Annotated in this window: 20 protein-coding genes; 13 read left to right on the forward strand and 7 right to left on the reverse strand. The window is 72.6% G+C overall.

Annotated elements, in window-relative coordinates; translation table 11 throughout:
* The first annotated feature begins 4 nt into the window (after positions 1-4).
* From MUN78_RS04110 to MUN78_RS04130, 5 genes are read left to right on the forward strand one after another with little or no spacing between them, the layout of a single operon-like run.
* The gene (locus tag MUN78_RS04110) at positions 5-1,243 is read left to right on the forward strand and encodes a CaiB/BaiF CoA transferase family protein (protein WP_244693321.1); all 1,239 of its coding nucleotides are present in this window, start codon (positions 5-7) and stop codon (positions 1,241-1,243) included.
* Positions 1,244-1,251: 8 nt separating this feature from the next.
* Positions 1,252-2,403 carry a type 2 periplasmic-binding domain-containing protein gene (locus MUN78_RS04115; RefSeq protein WP_244728972.1) on the forward strand — a complete coding sequence of 384 codons (1,152 nt, stop codon included), beginning with the start codon at positions 1,252-1,254 and terminating at the stop codon, positions 2,401-2,403.
* The gene (locus MUN78_RS04120) at positions 2,400-3,191 is read left to right on the forward strand and encodes an enoyl-CoA hydratase/isomerase family protein (protein WP_244728974.1); all 792 of its coding nucleotides are present in this window, start codon (positions 2,400-2,402) and stop codon (positions 3,189-3,191) included. Before MUN78_RS04115 ends, MUN78_RS04120 begins: the two co-directional genes overlap by 4 nt.
* A gap of 26 nt (positions 3,192-3,217) precedes the next feature.
* Complete coding sequence (locus MUN78_RS04125) at positions 3,218-4,399, forward strand: fumarylacetoacetate hydrolase family protein (protein ID WP_244728977.1); 1,182 nt, start codon at positions 3,218-3,220, stop codon at positions 4,397-4,399.
* Between the two features lie 3 nt (positions 4,400-4,402).
* On the forward strand, positions 4,403-5,467 hold the full coding sequence (locus MUN78_RS04130; protein WP_244728979.1) for a LacI family DNA-binding transcriptional regulator: 1,065 nt from the start codon (positions 4,403-4,405) through the stop codon (positions 5,465-5,467).
* Positions 5,468-5,483: 16 nt separating this feature from the next.
* Here MUN78_RS04130 and MUN78_RS04135 read toward each other — a convergent pair whose 3' ends face one another.
* From MUN78_RS04135 to MUN78_RS04145, 3 genes are all read right to left on the reverse strand, one after another.
* The gene (locus tag MUN78_RS04135; protein WP_244728981.1) at positions 5,484-7,733 is read right to left on the reverse strand and encodes an SdrD B-like domain-containing protein; all 2,250 of its coding nucleotides are present in this window, start codon (positions 7,731-7,733) and stop codon (positions 5,484-5,486) included.
* A gap of 273 nt (positions 7,734-8,006) precedes the next feature.
* Positions 8,007-8,738, reverse strand: a complete 732-nt coding sequence (locus tag MUN78_RS04140) for a GntR family transcriptional regulator (RefSeq protein WP_244728983.1) — start codon at positions 8,736-8,738, stop codon at positions 8,007-8,009.
* Between the two features lie 200 nt (positions 8,739-8,938).
* A complete protein-coding gene (locus tag MUN78_RS04145; protein WP_244728984.1) occupies positions 8,939-9,964 on the reverse strand; it encodes an agmatine deiminase family protein in 1,026 nt (341 codons plus the stop codon).
* Positions 9,965-10,219: 255 nt separating this feature from the next.
* Here MUN78_RS04145 and MUN78_RS04150 point away from each other — a divergent pair, with 255 nt between their 5' ends.
* From MUN78_RS04150 to MUN78_RS04160, 3 genes are all read left to right on the forward strand, one after another.
* Complete coding sequence (locus tag MUN78_RS04150) at positions 10,220-11,722, forward strand: APC family permease (protein WP_244728986.1); 1,503 nt, start codon at positions 10,220-10,222, stop codon at positions 11,720-11,722.
* Positions 11,723-11,858: 136 nt separating this feature from the next.
* Entirely contained in the window at positions 11,859-12,662 is an 804-nt protein-coding gene (locus MUN78_RS04155) for a gamma-glutamyl-gamma-aminobutyrate hydrolase family protein (RefSeq protein ID WP_244728988.1), read from the forward strand.
* A gap of 204 nt (positions 12,663-12,866) precedes the next feature.
* Positions 12,867-13,058 (forward strand): hypothetical protein, encoded by a 192-nt coding sequence (locus MUN78_RS04160; RefSeq protein WP_244728990.1) that lies wholly within the window; start codon positions 12,867-12,869, stop codon positions 13,056-13,058.
* A 127-nt stretch (positions 13,059-13,185) separates the two neighbouring features.
* Here MUN78_RS04160 and MUN78_RS04165 read toward each other — a convergent pair whose 3' ends face one another.
* Together MUN78_RS04165 and MUN78_RS04170 are read right to left on the reverse strand one after the other, a co-directional pair.
* Positions 13,186-13,644, reverse strand: a complete 459-nt coding sequence (locus MUN78_RS04165; RefSeq protein WP_244693332.1) for a flavodoxin domain-containing protein — start codon at positions 13,642-13,644, stop codon at positions 13,186-13,188.
* An 11-nt stretch (positions 13,645-13,655) separates the two neighbouring features.
* Positions 13,656-14,984 carry a ferredoxin--NADP reductase domain-containing protein gene (locus MUN78_RS04170; protein ID WP_244728992.1) on the reverse strand — a complete coding sequence of 443 codons (1,329 nt, stop codon included), beginning with the start codon at positions 14,982-14,984 and terminating at the stop codon, positions 13,656-13,658.
* Between the two features lie 239 nt (positions 14,985-15,223).
* Here MUN78_RS04170 and MUN78_RS04175 point away from each other — a divergent pair, with 239 nt between their 5' ends.
* From MUN78_RS04175 to MUN78_RS04195, 5 genes are read left to right on the forward strand one after another with little or no spacing between them, the layout of a single operon-like run.
* On the forward strand, positions 15,224-16,447 hold the full coding sequence (locus tag MUN78_RS04175; protein WP_244728994.1) for a cytochrome P450: 1,224 nt from the start codon (positions 15,224-15,226) through the stop codon (positions 16,445-16,447).
* A gap of 39 nt (positions 16,448-16,486) precedes the next feature.
* Positions 16,487-17,983, forward strand: coding sequence for a glutamine synthetase family protein (locus MUN78_RS04180; RefSeq protein ID WP_244728996.1), 1,497 nt, complete (start codon positions 16,487-16,489; stop codon positions 17,981-17,983).
* Positions 17,980-18,732, forward strand: coding sequence for a substrate-binding periplasmic protein (locus MUN78_RS04185; RefSeq protein WP_244728998.1), 753 nt, complete (start codon positions 17,980-17,982; stop codon positions 18,730-18,732). The genes MUN78_RS04180 and MUN78_RS04185 overlap by 4 nt, the downstream gene beginning before the upstream one ends.
* The gene (locus MUN78_RS04190; protein WP_244728999.1) at positions 18,729-19,478 is read left to right on the forward strand and encodes a gamma-glutamyl-gamma-aminobutyrate hydrolase family protein; all 750 of its coding nucleotides are present in this window, start codon (positions 18,729-18,731) and stop codon (positions 19,476-19,478) included. Before MUN78_RS04185 ends, MUN78_RS04190 begins: the two co-directional genes overlap by 4 nt.
* Positions 19,475-20,230, forward strand: coding sequence for a type 1 glutamine amidotransferase (locus MUN78_RS04195; protein WP_244729001.1), 756 nt, complete (start codon positions 19,475-19,477; stop codon positions 20,228-20,230). The genes MUN78_RS04190 and MUN78_RS04195 overlap by 4 nt, the downstream gene beginning before the upstream one ends.
* On the opposite strand, the gene MUN78_RS04200 is transcribed toward MUN78_RS04195, so the two are convergent.
* Positions 20,215-20,928: a cache domain-containing protein gene (locus tag MUN78_RS04200; RefSeq protein WP_244729003.1), complete on the reverse strand. Its 714-nt coding sequence runs from the start codon at positions 20,926-20,928 to the stop codon at positions 20,215-20,217. The genes MUN78_RS04195 and MUN78_RS04200 overlap by 16 nt on opposite strands.
* On the reverse strand, positions 20,925-21,698 hold the full coding sequence (locus MUN78_RS04205; protein WP_244729005.1) for a FadR/GntR family transcriptional regulator: 774 nt from the start codon (positions 21,696-21,698) through the stop codon (positions 20,925-20,927). Before MUN78_RS04205 ends, MUN78_RS04200 begins: the two co-directional genes overlap by 4 nt.
* Between the last annotated feature and the right edge of the window lie 2 nt (positions 21,699-21,700).

Genomic DNA, 21,700 nt, shown 5'->3' on the forward strand with positions numbered 1-21,700 from the left:
GAAGATGAGTGGCAACGACGGAGTGCTGAGCGGATACCGGGTGCTCGACTGCTCCATCGCGATGGCGGGGCCGTTCGCGGCGCAGCGCCTGGGCGACCTGGGCGCCGACGTGATCAAGGTCGAGCCGACGACCGGGGAGTGGCAGCGCCACACCCCGGCGGGCGGAGCGGTCGGCAACAAGATCAACGTCTCGTTCCTGTCCCTGAACCGCAACAAGCGATCGCTCGCGGTGAACCTGAAGGACGAGGACGGGCGCGAGCTCCTGTATCGGCTCGTGCGGGAGTCCGACGTCTTCCTGCAGAACTACCGGCCGGGCGTCGCGAAGCGCCTCGGCGTCGACTACGAGTCGTTGCGGGAGATCAACCCGGCCATCGTCTACGTCTCCATCTCGGGGTACGGCGAGGACGGCCCGTATCGCGACCGGCCGGGGCAGGACCTGCTGCTGCAGGCGATGTCGGGGGCGATGCTCTCGACGGGCGCCGTCGGCCAGCCGCCCCAGGCGGCCGGCCAGTACCTCGCCGACGCGGTGACGGCCTCGACCGCGTTCGAGGGAGTCCTCGCGGCGCTGCTGCACCGCGAGCGCACGGGGGAGGGGCAGCTCGTCACGGTGAACATGCTCGACGCGCTCACCGCGCTGCAGATGCAGGAGCTGTCCGTCTACACCGTGGGCCGCGTGCCGCAGAAGCGCAGCGCGCAGCCCCACGCGCACGTCTACATCCGTTCGCCCTACGGATCCTTCCGCACGCAGGACGGGTACATCGTGCTGTCGTTCGTCTCGCTGGAGGTGCTCGCCGAGCTGTTCGACGACGACTCCCTGCGCGGATTCGCGGACGACGAGGCCGCATGGGGCATGCGCGACGAGCTCTTCGCCCGCACCGCGCAGGCCCTCGAGCAGCGCACGAGCGCGGAATGGATGGAGTACTTCGAGGCACGCGGCGTCTGGGCCGGTCCCGTCTACTCCTACGAGGATCTCGTCAACGATCCGCAGATCGCGCACAACGGCACCTTCGTCGAGTACGAGCACCCGACGGAAGGGCGCATCAAGACCCCCGGGTTCCCCTACAAGTTCTCGCGCACGCCGGCCGAGGTGTACCGCGGAGCGCCGCAGACCGGGGAGCACAGCCGCGAGGTGCTCGCATCGATCGGGCTCACCGATGCGGAGACCGACCGGTTGATCGCGAGCGGGGTCGTCGCCCAGCTCGAGGACGCCGCCGGCGCGCCCCTCGACGGACGCGGGGCGTAGGGTCCGCCATGGCGCAGTACCGAGGACTCACCTGGGACCACCCGCGCGGCCGCGTCTGGCTCGAAGCGGCGTCCGCGCTCTGGCGCGAGCGAGGCGTCGACGTCGTCTGGGAGGCGCAGCCGCTCGAGGGCTTCGAGGGGCACCCGATCGAGGAGCTGTGCGCCCGCTACGATCTCGTCGTGCTCGACCATCCGCATCTCGGGGACGCGCTCGCGACGGGGTCGCTGCGGGCGATGGAGGAGGTGCTCGGCGACGCCTCCCCGGCGCTGCAGGAGGCGTACGTCGGCCCCTCGCTCCGCTCCTACCGCCTCGACGGGCGCACCTGGGCGCTGCCCATCGACGCCGCCACCCAGGTCAGCGCACGAGACCCGAGGATCGTGGGCCGGGCTCCGGCCACCTGGGACGACGTGGAGCGACTCGCGGGCGAGGCGCCCGTCGCCCTCTCGCTCGCCGGCCCGCATGCGCTGCTCAGCCTCTTCTCCGTGGCGGCGTCGCTCGGAGCACCGCCCGTCGACGCGGCGGGCGAGCCGTGGCTCGACGAGGGGACCGCGCTCGCGGCGCTCGACGTGCTGCGCTCGGTGCACGCCCGCTCCCGCCGCGAGTACGCCGGGCTCAACCCGATCGGGCTCCTCGAGCGCGTCGGCTCCGACGACCCGCTCGCCTACGTGCCGCTCGTCTACGGATACGTCACCTACGCGTTCCCGGAGTCGCCGGCGCCCGTCGCCTTCGGAGACGCGCCCCGTATGGCGCCCGGAGGCCTCCCCGGGTCGACGATCGGCGGCACCGGAGTGGCGATCAGCCGCCGTGCGCCGCTCGACGACGCCTTCCGCGCCTACCTGAGCTGGCTGGTCGCCCCCGCGACGCAGCGCAGGCTGGTCCCGGAGCTCCTCGGGCAGCCGGCAGCCGCAGCCGCCTGGGACGACGCCGAGGTCGACGCCGCGGCTGGCGCCTTCTACTCGGCGACGCGCGCCACGATCGAGGCCGCGGTCGTGCGCCCGCGCGCCTCGGGGTTCCCCGAGGCGCAGCAGCACGGATCGGCGATCGTGCGCGAGGCGCTCTCCGGCGCGGTCGATCCCGCCCACGCCGTCGCCCGGCTCACCGCGCTCGCCGTCGCCCCGCACGGCACCCCCGAACGGACCCATCGGAAGGATCCCGCATGACCCGCATCACCGATCTCGCGACCGAGCACATCGGCGTCGCGCTGCAGGACTTCGTGCTCACCGTCACGCTGCAGCGCCCGGAGAAGCTCAACGCCGTCACGCCCGAGATGTCCTCCGCCCTGGAGGCGATCGCGACGGCCGCGAACCACGACCCCGAGGTGCGCGTCGTGATCCTGACCGGTGCGGGGGACCGGGCGTTCTGCGCCGGCAGCGACATCCGCGCACTCGATCAGTACGCGACGCCGTGGGAGTTCCGCAACCGCATGGACTACTGCGACGCGCTCCATCGGCTGCGGAAGCCGGTCATCGCCGCGGTCAACGGCTACGCCCTCGGCGGCGGGCTCGAGACCTCGCTGATCTGCGACATCCGTCTCGCCGCCGAGACCGCCCGGTTCGCGGCGCCCGAGGTGAAGCTCGGGTGGATCGGCGGCGGCGGGATGACCGCGTTCCTCGCCGCCGCAGCCGGGCCGAGCAACGCCGCCGTCATGACCATGACCGGCGACATGATCGACGCCGAGACGGCACTTCGCTGGGGCATCGTCAGCGAAGTGCTGCCCGCGGACGGGCTCATGACGCGGGCCCGCGAGCTCGCGGTCGTCATCGCCTCGCGCCCGCCGATCGCGATCGAGACCGCGAAGGCGAACCTCCGCGCCGCCTACAACATGCCGCAAGAGCAGGCCGTCGCCTACGAGCGGGACCTGCAGACCATCACCTTCGCGACCGAGGACGCGGCGGAGGGGCGCTGCGCCTTCGCCGAGCGCCGCGACGCCGCCTTCCGCGGACGCTGATCCGCACCGACACGAGGACCATCGACATGACCCACACGACCTGGCCCGCGAGCCTCACGGCCACGCTCCCGCTCGACCACGACGCCGCCACGCTGATCGGACGGGCGTGGGATCCCCGCGTCGCGGGCCCGAGCCCCGTGCTCGTCACCGCGGATGAGGTCAGAGACCTCTCGGGAACCTTCGCGACCGTGAGCGAGCTCATGTCCGCGGACGACCCCGCGGCGGCCGCCCGGGCGGCCGCGGGCGCGGTGCTCGGGTCCGCCGAGGAGATCCTCGCGGCGACCATGCGTCGCGATCGCTCGGCGACGCGCTTCCTCTCGCCCATCGACCTGCAGTGCGTGAAGGCCGCAGGAGTGACCTTCGCGGTGTCGATGATCGAGCGGGTGATCGAGGAGCGGGCCCGCGGCGACGCCGCGGAGGCAGACCGCGTACGCGCGCAGGTGCTCGAGGTGATCGGGGGCGACCTCGGCGCCATCGAGCCGGGCTCCCCGGGCGCGATGCGCCTCAAGAGCTATCTGATCGATCAGGGGCTGTGGAGCCAGTACCTCGAGGTCGGGATCGGGCCGGACGCCGAGATCTTCACCAAGTGCCCCGTGCTCGCCTCGGTCGGCACGGGCGACGAGATCGGCGTGCGCCGGACGTCGGAGTGGAACAACCCCGAGCCCGAGGTCGTCCTCGTCCTGGACGGCTCGGGGCGGATCCTCGGAGCGACGCTCGGCAACGATCTCAACCTGCGCGACTACGAGGGCCGCAGCGCGCTGCTCCTCCCCGAGGCGAAGGACAACAACGCCTCGGCGTCCCTCGGGCCGTTCATCCGGCTCTTCGATGAGCGCTTCTCCCTGGACGACGTGCGGCGCGCCGAGGTCGAGCTGCGGGTGCAGGGAGAGGACGGCTTCGAGCTGCGCGCCTCCTCCGACATGAGCCTGATCAGCCGCGACCCCGAAGATCTCGTCTCGCATCTCCTGGGCCCGCATCATCAGTACCCCGACGGGGCGGTGCTCTACCTGGGGACCCTGTTCGCCCCCACCGAGGATCGCGGCGAGCCGGGAGCCGGGTTCACGCACCGCGTCGGAGACGTCGTGCGCATCTCATCGCCTAAACTGGGGGCCCTGGTCAATCGCGTCGCGCACAGCGAGACGTGCGCGCCCTGGGAATTCGGTGTCGGGGCGCTCATGCGCAACCTGGCGGAGCGAGGACTGCTGAGGTGAGGAATGAGCTCTGAGGCGGGGAGGCGGGCGAGCCGTCGGTCGACGCGGAGCGTCACCCTCGCCGAGGTCGCCGAGCACGCAGGGGTCTCCCCGCAGACCGTCTCCCGTGCGATCCGCACCCCCGACGTCGTGTCCGAGGACACGCTCGAACGGGTGCAGGCATCGATCCGCGCCACGGGGTACGTGCCGAATCTGGCCGCGAGCAATCTCGCCTCCAACCGCAGCAACACGATCGCGGTGCTCATCCCCGCGGTCTCCGCGTCCGTCTTCGCCGACACGGTGCAGGGCCTCGACAGCGTGCTCGCCCCGCACGGCTACCACCTCTTCATCGGTACGACCGAGTACAGTCTGCAGCAGGAGGAGGCGACGCTGCGGGCCCTCCTCGGCCGCCGGCCCGACGGCGTCGTGCTCGTCGGCACCGAGCACACGCCTGAGGCGCAGGCGCTGCTCGCCGCCGCGCGAGTGCCGGTCGTGGAATCCTGGGAGCTCACCCAGCATCCGGTCGACTCGGTCGTCGGCTTCTCGAACTACGCCGCGATGAGCGCGCTGTTCGAGCACGTGCACGCCCTCGGCTACCGGTGCCCGGTGCTCGCCGGCCAGTTCGCCGGAGGCGACGTGCGCGCGCTCCGCCGCCGTGCCGCCTTCGAGGACGGCATGCGTCGGCTCTATCCGGGGGTGCCCGTCAGGATCCTCGACTCCGGTGCCGCGGGCGTCAGCCTCGATGCCGGGCGGGATCTCTTCAGACAGGTCCGGTCCGAGCTGCCCCGGGCGGACCTCATCATGTTCGCGAGCGACGTCTTCGCGACAGGCGCGACGCTCGAAGCGGTGCGCAGCGGCGTCGCGATTCCCGGGGAGCTCGGCATCACCGGCTTCGGCGGCTTCGAGGTCGGCCGTCACCTCGTGCCCCAGCTCACGACGATGGCGATCCCGAGCCGCCGCATCGGCGAGGAGGCCGGCCGGGTGCTGCTCGAGCGGATCGCGGCCGGCGGACGGCAGACGGGCGAGGCGAGGATCGTCGACGTCGGCCACACCCTCGTGCTCGGCGAGAGCACGGTCTGGCAGCGCTGAGCGCGCCGTCGGCAGCCTAGACCTCGTGCCTCCGGCCGCGTGACCGGCTGATCATCGCGAGGAGGGCACCGCCCAGCGCGAGCAGCGCACCGCCGAACAGCAGCGGGAGTCTGGCATCGCCCCCGGTGACGCTGAGCGCCTCGGGACCGCCCGCGGCGTCGACGGAGCCCCTCGGCTGCTCCGGGGTCGCGTCACCCGGCGTCGACGGCGGCGCGGCGAAGGTGTTCGTCACGACGAGCTCCGGGGTGCCCGCCGCCGGGGACAGCGTGAGCGTCGGCGCACGATCCAGTTCGGCGCCGTCGACGGCGTACTGCACGGCTGAGGCTCCGCCCGGCTCCGTCTCCTCGACGGCGCACTCCATCCCGGCGGGGAGGGCCAGCGCGAGCCGTTCGCCCGACTTCACGTTGAAGGGATGCTCCGATGACGCGCCGCGGAAGTCGGTGCACCGGGCCGTGAAGCCGAAGGCGAACCCGGCGGGGGCCGGACCCGCGACCGTCTTGGCGATCGTCAGGTGACCGTGCGCGACGAGGCCGGCGTCGATCCGGATGTCGGCGCTCCCTGCCGTGCCGGGCAGCGCCGACTCTCCCGTGCCGGGGTCGACGTCCGAGTCCAGCTCCGGTGCCGCATCCGGTGCGTGCTGTGTCGTGAACGCCAGCTGCGCCGTGGAGGCGACCCCGAACGCGTCCGCGAGACCCGTCACGTCGGCGGTCGAGACGTCGAACGAGACGCGTGCTGCGGTCGAGGCGTTCAGACCCTCGAACGCGTAGATGCCCATCGCATCGGTCGCGGTCGTTCCCAGCACGGTCCCGTCGGCCGCGAGAACGGAGACCGTGACGCCGGGGATTCCCGGCTCGTCGGGATCCTGCCGTCCGTTCTGGTCGGCGTCGTACCACACGAGCTCGCCGAGGCGCAGCACGGGCAACCCGTCGACCGGAAGCGCGACGCGCGCACTCCCCGAGGCGATGGTCATCCAATCATCGACGATCCGCGCGTTCCCCCACCCGTTGCCGTTGAACTCCCAGGCGTGCGCACCCGCGGCGCTGTCCACCCGATCCCCGATGAGCGGAGTCGTGGTCGTGGCGCGGATCCCGGGGAGGAGTCCGTCGTTCCAGCTCACGCGTGAGTCGGGCGCGTCCGGCCCGTTCATCCGGGTGACCCGGATCCCACCCGAGCGCCCCTCGACGTCTCCTTCGAGGAAGTGGATCTCGGACTCGCCCAGGAACTCGGCTTCGACCGCGAAGCCGCGACCCGGGGGCACCGCATCGCCGGCGCCGTCCCTGCCGTCCCAGGGAATCGAGAAGCCGCCGGTGGCCGCGGCGGTGTCGAACTCGACGTCGACGGCATCGGTGAACACCCCGTTCGCATCCGTGTCGATGCGCAGGCGGATGACGCCGGGTTGCCCGGACAGCGTGCCCGTCACGGTGCCGGCGGCGGTGAAGCCGTCGCGAGCGTACTGCAGATCGGTGATCTCGGGGGTCTGGTACGGCGGGAGCACCCACTGCTGGGAGGTGCGTCCGTCGCCCCACAGTGCCGTCGACGCCGGCATCGCCGGATCGGGCGTCTCCCCCAAGAAGATGCGGTAGAAGACGAGTCCGTTGTCGCGGCACGCGGGGCTGTCGAGCAGGTAGTCGTCGCCGGAGATCGCGGGGAGCGCGCCGTCCGCGGCCTCGACCACTCCGCTCATCGGCACGGACCGGTACGCGGGAAGGCAGGACCCGTCGTTGAACATCACGCCGCGGTTGCTGGCGCGGAGGGAGAAGACCCATCCGCGGTGACCGGTGAACTGCGCACTGTACATCCCGCCGAACTCCGAGAGATACGTCGCCGAGAAGGTTCTCGACCCGAAGCCCGTGTTGCTGAAGTTGACGGACTCCGCCCACACCCGACCGGGGATGGCAGTTCCCGAGGCGTCGGCGACCTGCAGGGTCCAGGCGGTCGTGTTGTCGGTCTCCGCGGTGTACCGCACGACCCATACGCCCGCCAGAGCGGAAGGAATCTCGCCGGCGCAGGCACCCGATGGGCAACTCGCCGCGACCGCGCCGTCGGGCGAGCGGACCTCGACCCCCTGCGAGTTCGCGAAGCTGAAGCCCACCGCGTCCCCGGCTTCGGCGTACGCGTACAGCTCAGTGGATCGCAGCCCCGATTGCGACACGGCCTGCGCGGGCGCCGCGCAGAGGCCGACGACGACGGCGGCCACGACGGCCGCGGCGAGCGCGAGAGCGCCGCGGGAGGTGCGGCCGGGTCTCCGGTGGTGCGACTGGGGCATGAGCGGCGTCCTCTCCTCCGCGCGCCCACCGGCGCGCGCGAATGCAGGGGTGGGGATGCTGTCGCTCCGCGTCGCCGCACGGCGACACGGACCGACCCCCTTCAGCTCATCAGACGGCCGTCGAGGCGTTTCGTGACGCTCGAATGGAAATATGCCGATCGATGCCCCCGTCCGCCGTCGGCACGGCAGGCGGCCGCACGCGCGTTCGTCGTCGGCCGTGCGGGCGCGGGTCGCGACCCGGCCTCGCCCTGACGGCGGTGCGGACGCGGGTCGCTACTCGGTGTCGCCGGCGAACTCGCCGGCCTCGGGCCGGCCGGTCGCCCAGGCCTTCCGGGCGTGCCCGATATGGGTGCGCATGAGTCGTTCGGCGCCGTCCGCGTCGCCCGCGCGGAGCCGGCGGACGAGCTCGTGGTGCTCGCGCGCCGACGCGGCGAGGCGGCCGTCGCGCGCGAGCGTCGCGATGCCGTACATGCGCGTGCGCACGCGGAGCGAGGTCGCGAGCTGCACGAGCTGGGCATTGCCCGCGTGCCGGAGCGCGACCGCGTGGAACTCCCGGTCGTGGCGCAGATACTCCACGAGGTCGCCGTGCTCGGCGGCGCGCAGGCAGGCGTCGGCGAGGCGCGTGAGCGCCGCGGTCGAGTCGTCGTCGAGTCGGCCGGCCACGCGGTGCATCGCCGGCGGTTCGATCATGAGCCGGATCTCCGCGAGGTCGTCGAGCTCGGCAGCGGTCATCGCGGTGACGCGGAAGCCCTTGTTCTTGACGGTCTCCACCACGCCATCGCGCGCGAGTTCCATCATCGCCTCGCGCACGGGTGTCGCGGAGACGCCGAGGGACTGTCCGAGGGTGGGAGCGGAGACAAGCTCGCCCTCGGCGATCTCGCCGGTGATGATGGCGGTGCGGATCTGCTCGAGCACGGTCTCGCGGAGGCTCAGCGGTCGCGTCAGCGGTGTGAAGGGCGCGCCGCCCGCGGACGCGCCGTCGGACGCGGTGGGGAAGGAAGACATGGAACTCCTCGGTGCCTGATCGGTGCGGCGCCGGGCGACGCACCGATCAGATCCTCCCACGACTTGCCGGTGCGGCGGCGCCGGACCGGCCGATGCGCGCCGCGTTCGGAGCTTCGCGCCCCGGCTCCGGGGCGGTCCGCGCCGAGGCTCCCGGAGGCTCGCGCCCCGGCTCTGGGGCGGTCCGCGCCGCGGCGCCGGGCTCAGGCGAGCTTCGGCTGCTGCTGGGTGATGCAGTGGATGCCGCCCCCGCGTGCGAAGAGCGGACGCGCGTCGATCCCGATCACCTCGCGGCCGGGATACGCCTCGCGCAGCACCGCGAGCGCCCGGTCGTCCGCCGGATCGTCGAAGGCGCAGGCGAGGACGGCTCCGTTGAGCACCACGTGGTTGATGTAGCTGTAGTCGACGAAGCCCTCCTCGTCGCGGAGCGTCTCGGGCGCGGGCAGATCGACGATGTCGAAGCCGGCGGACTGCTCGGCGCGGTACCGCTCCGCGACCTCGCGGTTCTCACGGGCGATCGCGTGGTCGGGGTGGGACTGCGAATCCTGCCGGTGCATGAGGAGCAGATCGGGGGTCGCGAACGCGGCGAGGATGTCGGAGTGGCCGCGGGTGCCGAAGGTGTCGTGGTCGCGGGTGAGCCCCCGGGGGAGCCACATCGCGCTCGTCGCGCCGATGGTGCGCTCGAGCTCGGCCTCCACCTGCGCCGCGGTCCAGCCCGGGTTGCGGCCGGGGTCGAGCTGCACGGTCCTCGTGAGGATCACGCGGCCCGTGCCGTCGACCTGGATGCCACCGCCCTCGTTCGTCATCTCGGAGTCGACGAGCTCGGCGCCCGCGGCCTCGGCGACGATGCGCCCGATGTGCCGATCGTGCTCCCAGCTCGCCCACTCCTGGCCGCCCCAGCCGTTGAAGACGTAGTTCACGGCGCCGAGCCTGCCGTCGTCGCCGATGACGAAGCTCGGGCCGATGTCGCGCATCCAGGCGTCGTCGAGCGGGGCGACGAGCCGGTCGATCTGGCCCGAGAGATGCTTCGCGGCGACGGTCTCGTCGCCCGGGTTCACCACGACCGTGACGTGCTCGTGCTCGCTCGCGGCGTTCGCGACGGCCGCCCAAGTGGCGCGCGCCTCCTCGGCCTCGGGCTCCGTGTCGCCGAGCGTGTAGCCGCTGGTGGGCCAGGCCAGCCACAGCCGCTCCTGCTCGTGTCCTTCGATGGGCATGCGCCACGTCGTCATCGGTGCTCCTCGGGATCGCTGGATCGGTCGGGGCCAGTCTACTGGCAGGGTGACCAATAAGGGAACGGCGAGGCGCCACGGTGCGCGCGCTATTTCATTCATAGATGCATGTTTATTCGCGGTCAGTGTTTCCTCTTCGTTTCGAGTTCCGCGAATGTGTTGAGAAATAAAACCTCTAGATGTAGGTTGTATGGCACCGCGAGCATCGGTGCGAGCGGGGCAATCCGTCGAGCGTACGAGGGAGTACCGAGGACCATGGCAGACCACGAGATCGTCGCCGAGCACGATGAGGACGCCGCCCACCTGGCGTCGCTCGGCTACAGCTACGACACCACCTTCAAACGCGAGATGAGCTTCTGGGGCAACGTCTCGCTCGGATTCACCTACCTGTCGCCGATCGCCGGCGTCTACTCGATGTTCGCGATCTCCCTCGGCCAGGCGGGACCCCCGATGGCCTGGGCGCTCGTGATCGCCCTCGTCGGGCAGTTCTTCGTCGCCCTCGTCTTCGGCGAGGTCGTCTCGAACTACCCCGTCGCCGGCGGCGTCTACCCCTGGTCGCGGCGCCTCTGGGGCCGCAAATGGGCGTGGATGAACGGCTGGATCTACGTCGTCGCGCTCGTCGGCACGATCGCGGCGGTCGCCTACGGCGCCGCGCCGTTCGTGGCCTCCGTGTTCGGCGGCGTGCTCGACGCCGGCGGGACCGTACTCGTCGCGCTCGGCACGCTCGTCATCGCCACCGTGCTCAACTTCATGGGCACGCGGGTGCTGAGCCTCGCCGCGACGGTCGGCCTCATCGCCGAGCTCATCGGCTCCGTCGTCATCGGCGGCTACCTGCTGCTCTTCGGCCGGCAGCACGACTGGTCCGTGCTCTTCGACAACCAGGGCATCGGCGACGACGCGGCCGGCGGCTACCTCGGCGCCTTCGCGGCCGCAGCGCTCATCGGCATGTTCGCCTACTACGGATTCGAGGCGAACGGCGACGTCGCCGAGGAGATCAGGAATCCGAGCTCCCGCGTGCCGAAGGCGATGCGCATGACGCTCTACATCGGCGGTTTCGCGGCGAATCTGCTGGTGTTCTCGCTCGTGCTGGCCGTCCCGGACTTCGCGGCGGTCGCGAGCGGCGAGGTCGCCGATCCGATCGGCGAGCTGCTGCACCAGGCCTTCGGCCCGATCTTCCCGCTCGTCATGCTCGTCATCGTGGTCGCGTTCATCTCCTGCATCACGAGCCTGCAGGCCGCCGCGAGCCGCCTCGTGTACTCGATGGCGCGCGACGGCTTCCTGCCCGGCTCGAAGGCGCTCGCCAAGTTCAACGAGCGCCGCCACGTGCCCCACAACGCCCTGCTCACCGCGGGGCTCTTCCCCGCCGCCGTCGTCGCGCTGTCCCTGCTGCTCGAGGACGCACTGACCGCGATGGTCGGCTTCGGCACGGTCGGGATCTACGTCGGCTTCGGCATGGTCGTGCTCGCGGCGCTCCGCGCGCGCATCCTCGGCTGGCAGCCGGCGGGCAAGTTCCGGTTGGGCGCGTGGGCGTATCCCGTGAACATCATCGCTCTCGTCTGGGGCGCGGTCGCCGTCGTCAACATCCTGTGGCCGCGGCCGACCGGCGGCGGCTGGGCCGAGGACTACCTGCTCATCATGACCTCGATCGCGGTCGTGGCGGTCGGATGGATCTACATGCTCGCGTCGAAGGCCTACAACCGGGGCGAGGCCCCGGCGGGCGATGCGAGCGGACCGATCCGCGTCCCGGCGGCCCGCTGAGCCGCCGTCGCTCGACCCCGCCCGACTCCGGGCGCCCGACCGGGGCGCCCGGAGTCGGGCGTGCGGCGCCCCGGTTCGCCCCGCGGCCCGCGCCCGCCGTGCGGCGCCCCGCACCCGCTCGCAGCAAGGAGACCCCATGTCCGACCTCCGCGTCGATCCCTCCCCCTTCCTCGACACGACGGGGGAGGACCCCGCCGGCCCCCTCATCCCCATGGTCGTCTCGCTGACCTTCCCCGGCATGGACGCCGGCGCGCATGCGCTGCAGGACTCCTTCACGCGGATCGCCTTCGCGGCGATCCGCGAGTCCGGCGGTCGGCCCCGGCTCGTCGACTCGGCAGCGGCGCGGCTCCCGGAGGCGGCGGAGGCGCTCGAGGACGCCGCGGGCGTCGTGCTGCTCGGCGGCGGCGACGTCGACGGGCGGTGCTACGGCTTCGCCGGGCCGCCGCCGGCGAACGAATACGGCGTCGACCGGCGCGCCGACGAGTTCTGCATCGCGCTCATCCGCGAGGCGCTCGACCGTGATCTGCCGACGCTCGCGATCTGCCGGGGGTCGCAGCTGTTCAACGTCGCGTGCGGCGGCACCCTGATCCCCGACATCGCGGAGTACGCCCTGCACCGCGGCGGGCCGGGCGGGCCGCTCTTCCTCGACGAGACGGTGCGTCTCGAGCCGGGGTCGCGGATCGCGGGGATCCTCGGGCGCACGGAGGCCGTGGTGCGGAACGGCCATCACCAGGCCGTCGACCGGGTCGGCGACGAACTGCGCGCGACGGCGCGTGCCCTCGACGGTATCGTCGAGGGCACCGAGCACCGCACCGCGAGCTGGGCGGTCGGGATCCAGTGGCACCCGGAGGAGCCGGCGGCGGATGCCGGGGATCGCGCGGCGATCTTCGGGGCGCTCGTCGAACGCGCCGCGGCGCGGAGCGTCCCCGCGGCCTCATAGGGTCGGCGTCGCGGTCGCGGTCGCGGTAGCGGTCGTGATCGTGCCTGCGCAGCGCCCGCCGCCGCCGGCAGTGTTTCGCGGCCGCCGGCCGGTCGTCGAGTCCCGGGCGGGTCCGGGCGGGGTGCCGGGCCTCCATCGTGAGAACGAGGGATCTCCGTCTCGCGGCGGAGGCCCGCGATGCGCATCCGCTCTAGCGTGGACGGTATGAGCGAACATCACGAGAACCCCCTGCTCCGCGCGTCGATGACCTGGACGATCGCCGGGATCCTTCTCGGCGCCGGCATCGGCGCGCTCGTCGGCCTCTGGGCCGGGAACCCCGGTGCCGGAGCCGGCATCGGGGCGGCGGGCGGAGCCGTCGTCGGCTTCATCGCCGGCATGCGTCGCGGCAGACGCTGAGTCACGCGGCTGCGGGAGACGCGACACGCAGCCCCGGGCGAAGGACCCCGTGCCGCACCGGCGCCCGGTGGGGAACCGGGGGCCGGCCCGTGCCCTGAGCGATCGCCTCCGGCGAGGCGCGGCGGGATCAGGCGGGGACGCTCGCGGCTGCGAGCACCCCGGGCAGCCACGCGAGCGCGGCATCGCTCGGCAGGTCCCACGAGGACGCGTCGTGGCGCCCGTACTCGCCGACGCGCACCGCGCCGCGCTCGGCGAAGCGGCGGTCGAGGTGCTCGCTCCCCTGGGAGTAGGTCTCCTCGTAGAACATGTCGCCGAGGCCGAACATCGCGTAGCGGACGCCGGCGAGCTCGGGGGGAGCGGCGTCGAAGGCCTCCGCGAAGGGGATGGCCGTGTTCGGCAGATCGCCCTCGCCGTGCGTCGAGCAGATGACGAGGTAGAAGCGTTCGGCGCTCAGCTCCGACGGATCGAAGCTCTGCAGATCGCGGACCTCCACGTCGTCGTGGTGCGCGCCGAGCTCCGCGCCGAGGTCCTCGGCGACGAGCTCCGAGTTGCCGGACTCGGTGCCGAAGAGAATGGTGATGTTCACGGTGGGTCCTCTCAGGGGTGGGGGTGGGGTGCGGCGGCGTCGCCGCGGGCGATGCCGACCATGGCGTCGTGGTCGGGGAGCTTGCGGCGCACGCGGTCGGCGGGCGCCGTGGACCGTTCGTGCGCGTCGAGGACGAGCCAGTGCTCGTAGTCGACGGCGCGCGCCCGGGTCTCGGGCGGCAACCCCGCGAAGCCGGGGCGGTCGCCGTCGACGGCGAGGGCGCCCGAGGCGAGGTCGGCGAGGAGCTCGTCGGCGACGAGCTTCGCCGACGCCCGGTTCTCGGGGATCGCGCCGCGGGGACCGCGCTGGGCCCAGCCCGCGCGGTAGAGGCCGGCGCCGAGGCGGCCGGACGCGGGGTCGGGGGGCGTCTCGGCGATGAGCCTGCCGACCTCGTCGCGCGGTTCGCCCGCGAAGCCGATCGCCGAGATCACGGCGTCCGCGGGGATGACGATGCGCTCGCCCGCGACGTCGAGCTCGACGCCCGTGACGCGCTCCGTGCCGAGGATCCGGAGCGGCGCCGCGCCGAAGCGGAGCTCGACCTCCGGCCCGGGGAACGGGCCGCGGTCGGGATCGACGAGCGCGGCGACCGCCGCGGCGCGGGCGGCCGCGGTCCGATCGCCCGCATCCGCCGGACCGGCGGGGCTCGCCGGATCGGCCGGGCCGGCCGGATCCGGAACCGAGTAGCGCGCTCGCGGGAGCGCGGCGAGTTCGCGCAGCATCTGCGGGTCGCCCTTCGACGCGGCCGCGGCCGAGCGGCTCACGAGGACGACCCGCCGCGCCGGTGCCGCGAGATAGCCGGCGAGCGCTTCGTCGGCCACGTCGCTCTCCGCGTAGCCCGAGCGATCCTTCACGAGGAACCGCAGGACGTCGAGGGCGACGTTGCCCGCGCCGAGCAGGACGACATCGCCGCCGAGCGCGGGCAGGCGGGTCGGGGCATCGGGGTGCGCGTTGAGGGCGCGGGTCACCGCGCCGGCGCCGACGACTCCGGGGAGGTCCGCGCCGGGGACGTCGAGGGGCCGGTCCGCCGGGAGCCCCGTCGCGAGGATCACGGCGTCGAAGGCGTCGCGGAGCGCGGCGAGGCCGACGTCGTCGCCGATCCGGATGCCGCCGGCGAACCGGGCGCCGCCGCCCTGGAAGAGCCGGTCGAACTGACGGGTGATCGCCTTCGTGTGCTGGTGGTCGGCGGCGACCCCGTAGCGGACGAGTCCGAACGGGGAGACGAGGCGGTCGAAGATCGTGAGCTCCGCCGTGGGCAGCGCGCGGAGGATCGCCTGGGCGAGGTAGCACCCGGAGGGGCCGCTGCCGACGACGGCGATCTGCGGACGGGGGACGGTCGTCATCACGGCTCCTTCGCGGTCGAGGGGCGCGGCCGGTGCAGCGTCGCCCCGTGATCCGGCCAGTGTACCCGATAAATATGCGTACTGTGAATGATTTATTTCCGTGTGAATCAAAGTTTCTGGCAGGTTTCACGAATGCACTTGCGCATTAAAACATTCACGTATAGCTTATTTGCAACCGGCCTCGGGAGACCGCCTTCGCGCGACATCCCGGCGCCGGCGGATTCGACGAAGGAGTACGAATGACCGCTCAGAGCACCACCGACCCGGTGCCGTACCTCGACATCTCCGCTCCGGAGTTCGCCATGAACTCGGAGGCCGTGCGGGAGGCCCGCGCGCGCTCATGGTACGCCCGCACGAACTACGGCTACGGCGTGCTCCGCTACCGCGAGGTCACCGAGCTGCTGAAGCATCGCAGCCTCGATCAGGGCAGCGCGAAGTGGCCCGACCACCACGGCGTCCACTCCGGCGTCTTCTACGAGTGGTGGGCGAAGAACCTGCTCGTCCTCGAGGGGACCGAGCACGATCGCATCCGGAGGCTCCTCAACCCCGCGTTCTCCCCGGGGGTGGCGCGCCGGCTCGAACCGGAGTTCACCCGCATCGCCGAGGAGCTGATCGCCGGCATGATCGCGAAGCACGAGCGGGGCGAGCAGGTGGAGTTCGTCGCCGACTTCTCCGAACCCTTCGCCACGCGCGCGCTCTGCGCCATGATGGGGCTCCCGCACGAGCACTGGCCGTTCATCGCCTCCCGCGCGAACACGGTCGGCTACGCGCTCAGCGTCACGATCAAGGAGGACATCGAGCGCGTCGACGTCGCGGTGCAGGAGCTCTACGACTTCGTGGACCGGCTCATCGAGGAGCGCCGCGAGGCGCCGGGGGAGGACATGGTGTCCCACCTGCTCGAGGTCAGCCGGGGCGACGGCGACAGCCTGAGCGACACGGAGCTGCGCAACGCGCTCGTGCTGATGCTCTTCGGCGGCATGGACACCACGCGCAATCAGCTCGGGCTGATCCTGCAGACCTTCATGCGCAATCCGGATCAGTGGGAGCTGCTCGCGAGCCGCCCCGGCGAGCTCACGCGGCCCGCTCTCGAGGAGGCGCTGCGCGTCAACCCGACGACCCGCTGGGTGACCCGCGAGGCGAACGAGGACTTCGAGTTCAACGGGCTCGAGATCGCGAAGGGCACGACCGTGCACCTGTTCACCATGTCGAGCGGCACCGATCCCGAGGCGTTCCCCGACCCCGAGATCGACATCCAGGTCGGCGGCCGCAAGCAGCACCACACCTTCGGCGGCGGCGTGCACAAGTGCATCGGGCACTTCATCGCCCGCGCCGACATGAGCGTGGCCCTGCCGCTGCTCGCGCAGGCGATCACCGACGTCCGGTGCCCGGGCGGGGACGCCTGGCTCCCGGACTCGGGCAACCACGGACCCATCCGGCTCCCCATCGACTTCGCGGTGCGCTGATCGGCGCGCTCGACCCTTCCGACGACGAAAGGACCCCCCATGTCGAATCTCATCATCGCCGAGGAGCGGCCGCAGGCCGCTCCTCCCGGCCCCCCGCCCGTCCCGGAGGATGCCGGCGCCGGCGGTCGCTTCGGCGCCGCGCTGCGGGAGATCCTGGCCGACACGACCGCCTTCGCGCGCCATCAGGAGGCGAACCTCCGCCCGGAGGTCGTGGCCGCGCTCGGCGAGCGGATCCGTGCCACCGGCGTCAAGTACATCTACTACATGATCCCGACCCTCGGCAGCCGCACGGTCGCGAAGGTCGTCCCCGCCGGGCACTTCGAACGCATGCTGCGCAAGGGCATCGCCTTCCACCGCACCGCGCTCACCGACCTCCAGACGAGCCGCGAGGGCGAGCTCATCGGCGGCGGCGTCGACGCGCACGAGTTCTGGGGGCTGCCCGAGCCCGAGACCTTCCAGGTGCTGCCCTGGGACGACGAGGTGGGGCGGATCTTCTGCACCGCCTACGACCCGCCCCATCTCGGCGCCGCAGGCGGACGGCTGATCCCCCTGGACACCCGGGCGCTCTTCCGCGTCGCCCACCGCGCCTTCACCGAGCGCACCGGCCTCGAGCTGCGCAGCGGTCTGGAGCCGGAGATGACGTGGACGGGGCCGGGGATCGAGGTCGTCGCGAAGGAGGATCAGAGCCCCGCCTACCAGGTCGAGAACCTCGAGAAGATGCGTCCCGTCTACAAGAAGGTCATCGCCTACGCGCAGGCGCTCGACTTCGACATGATCCAGGGCGACTACGAGGACGACGGCCAGATCGAGCTCAACTGGGACTACGACCGGGCGGAGCTCACCGCCGAGCGCATGACGAGCTACCGCCAGATCTGCAAGCAGGTCGCGCGGGAGCTCGGGCTCGAGGCGAGCTTCATGGCGAAGCCCTACAACGGCAAGATGGGCAACGGGTGCCACCACAACCTCAGCCTGTGGCGACGCGGACCCGGCGGCGATGAGAACGTCGTCGAGGACGGCCGCGTCGAGCTGCACGCCACGGAGACCGCGCGGCACGCGATCGCGGGGATGCTGCTGCACGCCCCCGGGTCCATGCTCGTCATGGGCTCCACCGTCAACTCCTACAAGCGCTACTGGGACGCCGGCCAGTTCGCCCCCTCCGGGGCCGACTGGGGGCTGGACACCCGCGGCGTCGCCATCCGCATCTCGGCGAACGGCCGCATGGAGTACCGCCTCCCCGACGCCAGCGTGAACCCATACCTCTCGCACCTCTACCTGCTCGCGGCGATCGAGCACGGGCTCGAGGCCGGCCTCGAACCGGGGGACCCGGGGGAGCCGAGCGCCGTGATCCGCGACGTCGTCATCCCGAACACGCTCGGCAGCGCGATCGAGGCGTTCGAGGCCGATGCGTACCTCATGGGCGCCATGCCGGAGGAGCTGACGCGGATCTTCCTGCAGCTGAAGCGGGACGAGTGGGGCCGCTACTGCGGCCAAATCACGCAGTGGGAGTTCGATCAGTACTGGGAGGCGATTCCGTGAACGACATCGACGCGCAGGACGCGGGGCGGGTGCTCCGGCTCGCCTGCATCGATTCCGAGGCACTGCCGCTCTTCGCGAAGAGCCCCGACGGGCGGACGCGGAGCGGCTACGAACCGGCCGCGGCCGCGCTCGTCGCGGAGCGCATGGGCGCGGCGATCGAGTGGGTGATGCTGCCCTGGGAGGACATGATCCCCGCCGTGCGCCGCGGCGACGCCGACGCGGTCTGGTGCGGCCAGGGCATGACCCCGGAGCGCGCCGCGCTCGTCGACTTCACCCTGCCGTACGCCGTCTTCAACGAGACCCTCGTCGTCCGCGCCGACGACCCGGCGCGATCCGCCGAGGAGCTCGCCGGGTACCGCATCGGCGCGATCGCCAACTCCACGAACATGAAGCTGGCCGAGACGTTCCCCGGGGTCGAGCTCGTGAGCTTCGGCGCGAGCGACGACGTGTTCGGCGACATGATCGCCGCGACGCGATCCGGCGAGATCGACGGCTTCGTCGACGACGACGTCGTGATGATCCCGCTCGGGAGGGAGGATCCCGACTTCGTCGAGGCCTTCACCGTGCTCACGGGCAATCGCTGGGGGATCGGCGTCGCGCCGGGCAACGACGCGCTGCGCGCGGAGCTCGACGCCGCGCTGGAGGCCGTGGTCGCCGACGGCGCGCTCGCCGAGGTCTGGACGGAGTGGATGCCGCTGCTCCCCTTCCCGCTCGCGCCGAGCGCGGCCGAGGCGGGGCGGGCGCGATGAGCGCCCCGCGGATCGCCGTCACGGGGATGTGGTCGAACCGCATCCACGGGCTCCGCTTCGACGGCAGCGCCGTCGCCGCGGCGGTGCTCCGCGCGGTCGTGCGCGCGGGCGGCGAGCCGCTCACCCTGTTCGCGGAGGGGGCGTCGCCGCTCGTCGAGCGGCTGCGCGGCTTCGACGGCCTGCTCGTGCCCGGCGGGGCCGACGTCGATCCCGGGCGCTACGGCCAGGACCCGCACCCCGCGACGGCGACCGCGGATTCCCCGGCGCAGGACGCCTTCGAGGCCGAGGCGATCGCCGCCGCCCTCGCGCTCGGGATCCCGGTGCTCGCGATCTGCCGCGGGTTCCAGCTGCTGAACGTGGAGCGCGGCGGGACTCTCGTGCAGGATCTGCCCGAGGCGAGCCCGCACCGCGACGGCGTGCACGAGGTGCGCCTCGAGGCGGATTCCGCGCTCGCGTCCGTGCTCGGCGCGGCCGCGGTGCCCGTCTCCTCCTACCACCACCAGGCCGTCGACCGGCTCGGCGAGGGTTTGCGCGCCGTCGGCCGGGCGCCCGACGGCGTCGTGGAGGCCGTCGAACTGCCCGCCGCCGAGCTCCTCGCCGTGCAGTGGCACCCCGAGGACACGGCGGCGGACGACCCGCAGCAGCAGGCGCTGTTCGACTGGCTCGTCGAGCGCGCCGCCGCGGGCACCGGGTCGGACGGGGCCGCGGAACGCGTCCGCGGCATCGGCGAACGGGTCGGCGCATGAGCGCGCGCGTGCTCGTCGTCGAGCACCAGGGCAATGCCGGTATCGGGCTCCTCTCCGACGGACTCGCGGCCGGCGGGGCGGAGCTCGTCGTGGTGGGCCCCGACGCGGGTCGGCCGCTGCCGAAGAGCCTCGCGGGGTTCGAGGCCCTCATCGTGCTCGGCGGCTCGATGGGCCCCGAGGACGACGCCGAGGCGCCGTGGCTGCCCGATGCCCGCGCGCTGCTCGCCGAGGGCGTCGCGAACGGCACCCCGACGCTCGGGATCTGCCTCGGCGCGCAGCTGCTCGCCGTCGCGACGGGGGGCGTCGTCGCGACCCTGCCGGGCGGACCGGAGATCGGGCTCTGCACGGCATCGTTCGCCGAGGCGGCTCCGCGCACCGCGGGGGATCCCGTGCTCGGGCCCTTGGCGGGGACGGAGCCCCCCGTCGTCCAGTGGCACTATCTCGAGATCGCCGAGCTGCCGCCCGGCGCGGAGCTCCTCGCCTCGAGCGATGCGTGCCGTCATCAGGCCTTCCGCCTCGGCGAGGCGGCCTGGGGCGTGCAGTTCCATCCGGAGGCGACGACGCCCACGGCCGAGGCGTGGGTGCTCGAGGACGCCGACGGGCTCGAACGGCTCGGGCGCGCGGCGGAGCCGATCGTCACCGCGGTCCGCGACGCCGAGCCGGAGCTCCGCAGGCACTGGGGCGCGCTCGCCGAGCGCTTCGCGACGCTCGCCGCCGCGGGGGCCGCGGCACGGGGTCACTCGGCGGCGTAGAGGATCCGCAGGCCCGCCGAGGCAGGACCCACCGGTGCGCTCCGGTAGCCCGGGGTCTCGGCGGGCACGTGGTCGCCGGCGAGGAAGCGGGAGGAGGTGCCGACGAGCACGTGGCCGTGCGCGCCGAGCACCGCCGCTTCCGCCGGGGCCCGCAGCAGCACGGGAAGGAGATCCCGTTCGAGGTCCTGCACCTGGATGTCGTTGCCGACCGCGCCGATCCGCCGTCCGTCGAGTTCGGCGGGCACCGTCAGCGTGACGACGTAGGCTTCGACGCCGAGGTAGTCGATGTACGGGCCGACGAGTGCGGCGGCGCCCTCGTCGAAGGCGCGCGTGAACCACTCGTGGTGGTCGTAGTCGTAGTAGCGGTCGCCCCCGGGCACGACGCCGAAGGAGTAGCGGGCGAAGCGGGTCTCGTCCTCGCGGACCCACCATTCGAGGTGGCCGTTCTCGGTGCCGAGCGCCGAGTGCGCGAAGATGAGGCCGCAGCCGTCGAGTACCGGATCCTCGGCGAGATAGCGCACGGCCACCGACTTCAGGCGCCTGCGGGCCGATTCGGTGAGCTCGATGCGCCCGGCGGCGTCGAAGCGGAGCACGCCGAGCAGCTGCTCGCCGAGCTGCTCGAGTCGCGTGAACCTGCGCCCGAACCACGCGTCGATGCGGTCGATCGTGCCGTGCATGCCGGCCTCCGCGCCGCTCATGCGCCGTCCTCCGCGTCGGGCTCGGCGAGCGCCGCCCGGGCGAGCGCGAGCTTGCCGTCCACGATCAGGCGCATGTTGGCGCGGACGTGCGCGACCGCGAGCCGGCCGGCCTCCTCGGGATCGCGCTGCTCGACGGCCATGACGATGGCGAGATGGTCGGTGAAGGCGAGCTGCGCCGAGGCGGTGCAGATCTCCTCGCACCACAGGAACGGCGAGAGCTCCGACTGGAGGCGCTGCTCCGAGGCCAGCAGGCGCGGGGACTGGCTGAGCACCGCGACCTCGAAGTGGAAGCGGCTGTCGGCGAGCGAGCGGTCGCGCATGCCCCTGGCCTCGCGGGCCTGGAAGGCGAACTCGGCGAGCCGGGTCCTGCCGTCCGGCGAGGTGCGTTCGGCGGCGAGCCGCGCGGCCATGCCGGAGACCGCCGCCTGCTCGTCGAAGAAGTCGCGCAGTGCGACGAGGCTCGTCGCCGCGAGCGAGGCGCGCAGGGCCGCGGCCGAGGGGAAGGGCGTCCGCACCACGAAGGTGCCGCCGTTGCGTCCGCGCCGCGTCTCGACGATGCCCTGCTCGCGGAGCTCGGCGAGCGCCTTGCGCAGCGTCGCGACCGCGATCCCGAACTGCGCCGCGAGCTCGCTCTCGGGCGGCAGCCGCTCCCCGACGCTGAGCATGCCGAGCGAGATCGCGGTCGCGATCCGCTGGGCGATGCTCCCGACACCGGGGCCGACGGCCGCGGAATCCCGCGGCGCGTCGCCTCCGAGGAGCGGCTGCTGCACCC

Source organism: Leucobacter allii (genome assembly GCF_022919155.1).
Taxonomy (GTDB): domain Bacteria; phylum Actinomycetota; class Actinomycetes; order Actinomycetales; family Microbacteriaceae; genus Leucobacter; species Leucobacter allii.

What these genes read in the sequence shown, in the direction of transcription:
- MUN78_RS04110 (WP_244693321.1), top strand. Translation starts at nt 5, where the DNA reads ATGAGTGGCAACGACGGAGTGCTGAGCGGATACCGGGTGCTCGACTGC.
- MUN78_RS04140 (WP_244728983.1), bottom strand. Translation starts at nt 8,738, where the DNA reads ATGTCTTCCTTCCCCACCGCGTCCGACGGCGCGTCCGCGGGCGGCGCG.
- MUN78_RS04115 (WP_244728972.1), top strand. Translation starts at nt 1,252, where the DNA reads ATGGCGCAGTACCGAGGACTCACCTGGGACCACCCGCGCGGCCGCGTC.
- MUN78_RS04195 (WP_244729001.1), top strand. Translation starts at nt 19,475, where the DNA reads ATGAGCGCGCGCGTGCTCGTCGTCGAGCACCAGGGCAATGCCGGTATC.
- MUN78_RS04175 (WP_244728994.1), top strand. Translation starts at nt 15,224, where the DNA reads ATGACCGCTCAGAGCACCACCGACCCGGTGCCGTACCTCGACATCTCC.
- MUN78_RS04200 (WP_244729003.1), bottom strand. Translation starts at nt 20,928, where the DNA reads ATGAGCGGCGCGGAGGCCGGCATGCACGGCACGATCGACCGCATCGAC.
- MUN78_RS04180 (WP_244728996.1), top strand. Translation starts at nt 16,487, where the DNA reads ATGTCGAATCTCATCATCGCCGAGGAGCGGCCGCAGGCCGCTCCTCCC.
- MUN78_RS04130 (WP_244728979.1), top strand. Translation starts at nt 4,403, where the DNA reads ATGAGCTCTGAGGCGGGGAGGCGGGCGAGCCGTCGGTCGACGCGGAGC.
- MUN78_RS04155 (WP_244728988.1), top strand. Translation starts at nt 11,859, where the DNA reads ATGTCCGACCTCCGCGTCGATCCCTCCCCCTTCCTCGACACGACGGGG.
- MUN78_RS04160 (WP_244728990.1), top strand. Translation starts at nt 12,867, where the DNA reads ATGAGCGAACATCACGAGAACCCCCTGCTCCGCGCGTCGATGACCTGG.
- MUN78_RS04170 (WP_244728992.1), bottom strand. Translation starts at nt 14,984, where the DNA reads ATGACGACCGTCCCCCGTCCGCAGATCGCCGTCGTCGGCAGCGGCCCC.
- MUN78_RS04190 (WP_244728999.1), top strand. Translation starts at nt 18,729, where the DNA reads ATGAGCGCCCCGCGGATCGCCGTCACGGGGATGTGGTCGAACCGCATC.
- MUN78_RS04145 (WP_244728984.1), bottom strand. Translation starts at nt 9,964, where the DNA reads ATGACGACGTGGCGCATGCCCATCGAAGGACACGAGCAGGAGCGGCTG.
- MUN78_RS04120 (WP_244728974.1), top strand. Translation starts at nt 2,400, where the DNA reads ATGACCCGCATCACCGATCTCGCGACCGAGCACATCGGCGTCGCGCTG.
- MUN78_RS04135 (WP_244728981.1), bottom strand. Translation starts at nt 7,733, where the DNA reads ATGCCCCAGTCGCACCACCGGAGACCCGGCCGCACCTCCCGCGGCGCT.
- MUN78_RS04150 (WP_244728986.1), top strand. Translation starts at nt 10,220, where the DNA reads ATGGCAGACCACGAGATCGTCGCCGAGCACGATGAGGACGCCGCCCAC.
- MUN78_RS04125 (WP_244728977.1), top strand. Translation starts at nt 3,218, where the DNA reads ATGACCCACACGACCTGGCCCGCGAGCCTCACGGCCACGCTCCCGCTC.